The 7,974-nt window shown below is 63.6% G+C and carries 4 protein-coding genes; all 4 read left to right on the forward strand.

Annotation, left to right across the window (positions count from 1 at the left end; translation table 11 throughout):
* Positions 1-2,023, forward strand: a 2,023-nt coding sequence (locus tag ACW8PS_RS07010; protein WP_491526618.1) for a thioesterase domain-containing protein, incomplete at its 5' end; no start/stop codon positions are given.
* Positions 2,010-3,008, forward strand: coding sequence for a glycosyltransferase family 2 protein (locus tag ACW8PS_RS07015; RefSeq protein WP_491526619.1), 999 nt, complete (start codon positions 2,010-2,012; stop codon positions 3,006-3,008). The genes ACW8PS_RS07010 and ACW8PS_RS07015, both read left to right, overlap by 14 nt.
* Before the next feature lie 3 nt (positions 3,009-3,011).
* On the forward strand, positions 3,012-6,128 hold the full coding sequence (locus tag ACW8PS_RS07020; RefSeq protein ID WP_491526620.1) for a MupA/Atu3671 family FMN-dependent luciferase-like monooxygenase: 3,117 nt from the start codon (positions 3,012-3,014) through the stop codon (positions 6,126-6,128).
* A gap of 42 nt (positions 6,129-6,170) precedes the next feature.
* On the forward strand, positions 6,171-7,466 hold the full coding sequence (gene hutI, locus ACW8PS_RS07025) for an imidazolonepropionase (protein ID WP_491526621.1): 1,296 nt from the start codon (positions 6,171-6,173) through the stop codon (positions 7,464-7,466).
* The last annotated feature ends 508 nt before the right edge of the window (positions 7,467-7,974 follow it).

The following is a 7,974-nucleotide window of genomic DNA, read 5'->3' on the forward strand; positions in this document are numbered from 1 at the left end:
CGGGGCCGATACCGCCATGCGCCTGACTCTGCCGCGCAGCGATATGGGCTATGGCCTGCGGATCGAGGCGCAATCCGATGGTGGTGCCTGGGAGATCAACGCCGAGGCCGAGATCAGCCTGTTGCCGCAAACCGCCCCCGAGAGGCTTGATATCGCCGCCATCGAGGCCCGCCTTGGCGCGCCGGTGACAGATCCGGCCGGTGCCGCGCTGACATCGCCGCAAGAGGCGCATCTGCGGTTCGGTGCCAACTGGCGCGTGCTGCGCGAAACGCGCCTGGGCGATGGCGAGGGCCTGGCCCGACTGGGCTTGCCCGGAGGCACCGATATGGCGCTGCATCCCGGTCTGCTGGACATGGCCACCGGCTGGCCGATGGATCTGATCGCGGGCTATGATGGCAGCGCGCTATGGGTGCCGGTCAACTACGCGTCTGTTAAGGTATTCAATGCTTTGCCAGACGAAGTTATTTCATATATTCGCAATGCGGATGACAATCGCGCCGATCACCAGACCGCCAGTTTCGACATCACATTGGCGGCCCCCGATGGCACGGTCTGCGTTGTGATAAGCGGCTTTACCCTGCGCCGGATGGCGGGGGATATCGCCTTTGCCGCCCCCCTTGCCGCGCCCGCCGCTGATACCGATGGCCCGCGGCCTCTGTCGCCCGCCGAGGAACGTCTGCGCCACAATATCGCGCAGGGCATCCGGTCTGATGAAGGGGCCGAGGCCTTCCTGCGCGCGCTGGCCTCGGATCTGCCTCAGGTCGTGGTAACGTCCCTGCCGCTGGACGGGTTGATCCGTCAGGCCGGGCAGGACAGCACCGCCACCGACACCGAGACCGGGTTTGACCGCCCCGATCTGGATAGCGCCTTTGTTGCGCCCGAAGGTGCAATTGAAGAAAAACTGGCCGGTTTCTGGCGTGATCTTCTGGGGGTTGCCGAGGTCGGGGCCGAGGACAGTTTTTTCGATCTCGGCGGTCATTCCCTGATTGCGGTGCGGCTCTTTGCGATGATCCGCAAGACCTGGGGGCTGGATCTTCCGATCTCGGTCCTGTTCGAGGCACCGACCATCCGCAGTTGCGCCGGGTTGATTGCCGCCAGCGGTGCCGCGCCTGATACAAGTGACGAGAGCGCGAAAGCCCCGCAGGAGGAGCCACGCCGCCGGTTCACCCATCTGGTTCCGATGCATCAGGGCGAAGGCGGGGCGCGCACGCCGTTCTTTCTGGTTGCGGGCATGTTCGGCAATGTTCTGAACCTGCGCCACCTGGCCCATCTTCTGGGCACGGACCGGCCGTTTTACGGGCTTCAGGCGCGCGGCCTTTTTGGTGATGCGCCGCCGCATCGCTCGATCAAGGCGGCCGCGCGTGACTACATCACCGAGCTGCGCCAGATCCAGCCGCAGGGGCCCTATATGTTGGGCGGATTTTCGGGGGGCGGCATCACGGCCTATGAAATGGCGCGCCAATTGAGCGCGGCTGGCGAAGAGATTGCCGCCCTCGTCATGCTCGATACGCCGCTGCCGCAACGCCGCGCGCTGACCCGCGCCGACCGTATCGCCATTCAACTGGCTGAACTGAAACGCGGCGGCTTTGCCTATCCGTTCCAATGGCTTGCGCGCCGCATCCGGTGGGAATTTGCCAAACGCCGGGGGCGCGCCGATGCCACATCGGACAGCCCGCAATTTCACAATGTCGCGATCGAGGCGGCGTTTCTGGAGGCCGTGGCCGCCTATCCGCTGTTCCCCTGGCAAGGCCCCTTGACGCTGTTCCGCCCGCCGCTGACGGGCAAATGGCAGGTCGCCAGGGACCGGCTGATCAATTCCGAACGCGCCTATGTCACGCCCGATAATGACTGGACCGAATGGGCCCCGCGCTTGCAGGTTTTCGAAGTGCCGGGCGATCATGACAGCATGGTGCTGGAACCCAATGTCCGGGTGCTGGGTGCCCGGATGAAGCAGGTGATTGATGCCGCCGACCGGGCCCGCGACATTGCCCAGGCATGGGAGGGTAGCCATGCCGCCGAATGACCCAAGCCTGCTGACCGTGATCCTGAACTGGCGCACCGCAGAGATGACCCTGCGCGCGGCGGCGGCGGCTCTGCGCGAAATGGAGGGCATCGCGGGCGAGATCATCGTGGTCGACAATGACAGCCAGGACGGCTCATTCGAGGCGATGCAGGCCCATGTCGCCGATCAGGGCTGGAACCGGGTGCGGGTGCTGCAATCGGGCCGCAATGGCGGGTTCGGGGCGGGCAACAATCTGGGCATTCGGGCCGGTCTGACATCGGGGGCGCGTCCCGATTACATCTATGTCCTGAATTCCGATGCCTTCCCCGACCCCGGCGCGATCCGGGCGCTGTTGCGACATCTGCAAACCCATCCCGAAACCGGATTTGCCGGCAGCTATATCCATGGGCCCGATGGTGAGCCGCATCTGACGACGTTCCGTTTTCCCTCGGTTGCCAGCGAGTTCGAGGGGGCCGCGCGGCTTGGGCCGGTCAGCCGCTGGCTGGGCCATCGCGCCGTGCCGGTGCCCATTCCCGAGGTTACCACGCCCGTCGACTGGCTGGCCGGGGCAAGCGTGATGATGCGGGCGGATATGCTGGAGGAAATCGGCCTCTTTGACGAGAGATTTTTTCTTTACTTCGAGGAAACCGACCTCTGCCATCGCGCGAGGAACGCCGGGTATCAGACTGATTTTGTGCGTGAAAGCGAGGTCACGCATATCGGGTCTGTGTCGACCGGAATGAAGGAATGGCGCGCGGTTCCGACCTATTGGTTTGCCTCGCGCCGACACTATTTCGTCAAGACCCATGGCGCGCCCTACGCTGCATTGGCCACGGCGGCCCATCTGGCGGGCGGGGTGATTCACCGGGCACGTTGTGCCCTGACGGGCCGCAGGCCGGCCGACCCGCCGTATTTCCTGCGTGATCTTTTGTTGCACGATCTCGGCCGCCGCGCGCGCCCGGGGCGCGCCGCCCGACCCGAATCCACCCCCGTGAATGGAGTATAGGACATGTCTGCGTTTTCCGCCTTGATCATCGGCCATGACACGCTGGCGCTGAACTGCGCGCGCATGTTGCATGAAGCGGGCCACGAGATCCGCGCAATTGTCACACGCTGCGCCGAATTGCAGGCCTGGGCAGATGAGATCGGCATCGCCCGTATCGCGCCCGGTGCCGGGTTGGCGGAGCGGGTTCAGGGCCTCGAAGTCGACTGGCTGCTTTCAATCGCAAATCTCGAGATCATTCCCGACGCAGTGCTGGCCGCCGCCGCCAAGGGGGCCGTTAACTTTCATGACGGCCCATTGCCACGCTATGCCGGGCTGAACGCGCCGGTCTGGGCCATTCTGAACGGCGAGACACAGCATGGCGTCACCTGGCACCGGATCGCGGGCGGTGTTGATGAAGGCAATGTCATTGCTCGCAAGATGTTCGATATCGCGCCCGAGGAAACGGCGCTGTCGTTGAACATGAAATGCTTTGCTGGTGCCTTGGAAAGCTTTCCGCAGGTGATTGAGGCGCTGGCGAATGGCGATGCTGCCGGGCAGCCACAGGACCTCGACCAGCGCAGTTATTTCGCGCGGGATCAGCGACCGGAAGATTTCGGAGTTCTTGAATTTTCATGCAATACCAATGATATACGCCGCGTTATTCGCGCATTTGATCATGGTGATTACTGGAACCCGCTGGTGCATCCGAAATGTGACACCGGGCAGGGGCTGGTTTTGGTGGGCCAGGCGCAACAGGCTGAAGGCCGGGCTGCGCCGGGAACGGTTCTGGAGGTTTCCGCACAGGGCTTTGTGGTTGCAACCGGGGACGGGGCCTTGCGGCTGTCGGGCATCAAGACCATGGATGGCCGCGCTGTCGATCCCGCCAGGTTGGTCCGCAAGGGCAGTGTTTTACCCGCCAGAAAAATCGACCAGGCACTGGCCGATGATTTGGCGCGCGCCGCCAGGTCTGACCCTTTCTGGCGCGCCCGGCTTGACGATATGGGCGGTGAGGATCGCCTGTTCACGCCTGCCGTTGTGCCGCAAGATCTGCGGCGCAGCTTTGACTTGCCCGATGGCATGACAGCAGCGCAGGCCCGCGCCCGGTTTGGCGCGCTGGCCCTGAAGATGGGTGCGCGCAATCTGGCGCTCGGTATGGGTGGCGATGGCCAGGGCCATCTGAGCCCTTGGGTGCCGGTGATGGCGGAGGCCGATGCCACGCTGGCTGAATTCACTGACCGCCTGTCCGATGACATTGCGCTGGCCCGGTCCAAGGGCCCGTTTGCCGCCGATCTGCCCGCCCGGATGCCGGGGAAGAACGGGTTTTCCTGCCCGGGTTTCGCCCTGTCTGAGGATGCCAATATGGTGCCCGGCGCGGCGCTGAGCCTGTCCGATGACGGCACCGGGATGACCGGCAATCCGGCCCGTATCTCCGAGGCGGAATTCAACCTGATATCCGCACGTTACGCGCATGTCTTGATGTCAGAGTCCGGCATATCCGTCACAGATCTGGATATTCTGCCAGAGGCGGAGCGCAGCGATCTGCTGATAAGTCGCAACGCCACCGATGCCGCTGTCGATCCCGCCTGTATCCATCAATCCTTCGAGGCGCAGGCCGCGATGACCCCTGAGGTCGCGGCGCTGATTTTCGAGGATACCGCCTTCAGCTATTCTGATCTGAATGCGCGGGCCAATCGGCTGGCGCATGTCCTGATCGAAATGGGGGCCGGGCCGGGCGGTTTCGTGGGGCTGCATATTCGCCGGTCTGCCAATTTGCTGATCGGGGCGCTGGCCATTCAAAAGGCGGGCGCGGCCTATGTGCCGCTTGACCCGGACTATCCCGCCGATCGTGTGGCGCTTTATATTGAGGATAGTGGCGCGCAGGTGATCCTGACCGAGGCGGCGTTGACCTCAGGATTGCCGCCGCATCAGGCGCAGGTGTTGGAGATTGACACTGATCCACGCATTGCCACCGCTTCGCAAAGCAATCCGGAAAGCGGCGTCAGCCCCGATGATCTGGCCTATCTGATCTACACATCCGGTTCGACCGGGCGGCCAAAGGGTGTGATGATCGAGCATCGCAATGTCGCCAATTTCTTTACCGGCATGGATGCGCGGATCGACCCGGCCTCGGGCGGTGTCTGGCTTGCGCTCACCAGCCTCAGCTTTGACATTTCGGTGCTGGAGCTGTTCTGGACCCTGGCGCGCGGCTTTACCGTTGTCATTTCGGGCGATGAGGCGCGCAGTCTGGTATCAGACGGGCGGATCGCGCAGACCGGGCGCGGCATGGAGTTCAGCCTGTTTTACTGGGGCAATGATGATGGCGTCGGCCGTGACAAATACAGGATGCTGTTGGAAGGCGCTGAATTTGCGGATAAAAACGGGTTTTGCGCGGTCTGGACGCCGGAACGCCATTTCCACGCATTTGGCGGGCCATATCCCAACCCCTCGGTCACCGGGGCCGCCGTTGCCGCCGTGACGCGCAATCTGTCGGTCCGGGCCGGGTCTTGCGTGGCACCCTTGCATCATCCTGCCCGTGTGGCCGAAGAATGGGCGGTGATCGACAACCTGACCAATGGTCGTGCCGGGCTTGGCATCGCATCGGGCTGGCAGCCGCATGATTTTGTGCTGCGGCCCGAAAATGCGCCGCCCAATAACAAGCCCGCGATGTATGACACGATCGAGAAATTGCGCGCGCTCTGGCGCGGCGAAGAGGTCGAGTTTCCGATGGCCGACGGCACGCCGCACAAGGTGCTGACGCAGCCGCGCCCGGTCTCCAGGGAACTGGCCATCTGGGTCACCACCGCGGGCAATCCCGATACCTGGCGCGAGGCCGGTGAGATCGGGGCCAATGTGCTGACCCATCTGTTGGGCCAGGACGTGGCCGAGGTCGGCGAAAAGATCAAGATCTACCATCAGGCGCTGCGCGATGGCGGCCGCGACCCGGCCGATTACCGGGTCACGCTGATGCTGCATTCCTATGTCGCGGAAACACGCGATGCGGCGCGTGAGATCGCGCGTGGCCCGATGAAGGATTACCTGCGCGCGGCGGCCGGGCTGATCAAGCAGTTTGCCTGGGTGTTTCCGGCCTTCAAGAAACCCAAGGGCGTGAAGATTCCGATGCTGCCCGGAGCCGGCGCATGATTCTGGTGACCGCGCGGTGCCCCGTGGGGAGGGAGCTAAGAAATGTCTGAATCGACGCGGCAAGGCCGGGGTGGGACGGACGATCTGGCGGTTCGGGGCAAGATCGTGACGCCCGTGCCCGGGGGCGATCTTTTCGCGCTGCGGACGTTCGAGGATGGCGTGGTCCGGGTGCGAGATGGTCGCGTTGCCGACGTTCAAGACTACGCCGTGTGGCGTGTAAGCGGGCAGACCGCGGCCAGCTTTCTGGACTTCGAGGGGCGGCTCATCACCCCCGGTTTCGTGGATTGCCACACGCATCCCGCGTTCGTCAAGACGCGCGAGCATGAGTTCGTCATGCGCGCGCGGGGAATGACGTACGAGGAGATCGCCGGGGCGGGCGGTGGGATTCAGGCGAGCATCGACGCCGTCAGGAAGGCCTCCGAAGACGAGTTGGTGGCTGCCATGATGCCGCGGTTGGATCGCTTCCTGGAGTTAGGCACTACGACCATCGAAGCCAAGAGTGGCTACGGGCTGGACCCCGATTCGGAGCTGAAATGCCTGCGTGCCCTTCGGCGCTGTGATGAGGAGCATCCCATCGACATCGTGCCCACGTTTTTGGGTGCGCATGCGATTCCTCCGGAGTACCGGGAGGATCGCGCGCGCTACGTGGATCTCGTGGTCAACGAGATGATCCCTCGGGTGGCCGAGGCCCGCCTGGCGCGATTCTGCGATGTGTTTTGTGAAGAAGGCTACTTCACCGTGGACGAGGCCCGGCGAATTTGCCAGTCTGCGAAAGAACACGGTCTGGGGGTGAAGATTCACGCGGATCAGCTCCACCATACCGGAGGAACGCGCCTGGCCTGCGAGATGGGCGCGGTTTCAGCCGACCATCTGGAGCAGATCGACGCGGAGGACGTTGCGCGGTTGCGGGACGCAGCGGTGGTGCCCGTCATGCTCCCCGGTGCGGTGTTCTTTCTGGGGTCCCAGCAGTATCCACCAGCGCGAGCGCTGATGCATGCGGGGCTGCCCGTGGCGGTCTCCACGGACTTCAATCCGGGTTCATCCATGATTCAGGCCATGCCTCTGATCATGTCGCTGGCCGCTATCTTCATGGGGATGACGCCCGAAGAGTCGTTGGTGGGCGCCACGCTTCACGGCGCCAGAGCCATCCGCGCGGATGGGAGTACGGGCTTTCTGGCGCCCGGAGCTCAAGGCGACATGGTCGTGTGGGAATGCGACTCTGTGAATCAGATTCCCTACCAGTGCGGCACCAATCTCGTGAGCACCGTGATCAAGAAGGGAGCCGTGGTGTGGGAATCCCGTGGGACCCGGAACGCGCCGCCCCGTTCCGTTGTTTAAGTGGCAGCGCATCCGGATGGGGGCGCGAGTTTGCGGCACCGGGCTGTTTTTTGCCCGGCGCGATCGACGGGCGGGCGCCGCAAAGCTCCGGTGCGATGTGAAAGCAGAGCGTCTTTTGAGACTATTTCGGCGATGCACAAGCTCGGGTAACGATTCAATGTCGAGACATCCGTCATACACACCTGTACCTGGTCGTTTCGCGTTCCAACTCATGCTGCTCTCCGCCCTTCTCCTGACGATCATGGGATGTGGCGAACAGCGTCCATTGCCCGCGGGGTTCGACGTCCTTGGCGCGCGCGGCAGTGGAGCGATCCACGAAGTTGACGTTCCCATCACCTCCGCTCTGACCCATCAGAAGGAGGTGCCTATGGGCACCAGCCCCAAGCTGCTTCTGGGTACCTACCAGGGCATCGAGACGCGGATCGTATTCAAGTTCACGGCACTCCCCGACACGGCCTCCGTGGTGAGCGCGGAGCTTCTGCTTTTCCCCCTCGACGTGTACGGGACT

This window comes from Alterinioella sp., assembly GCF_058343375.1.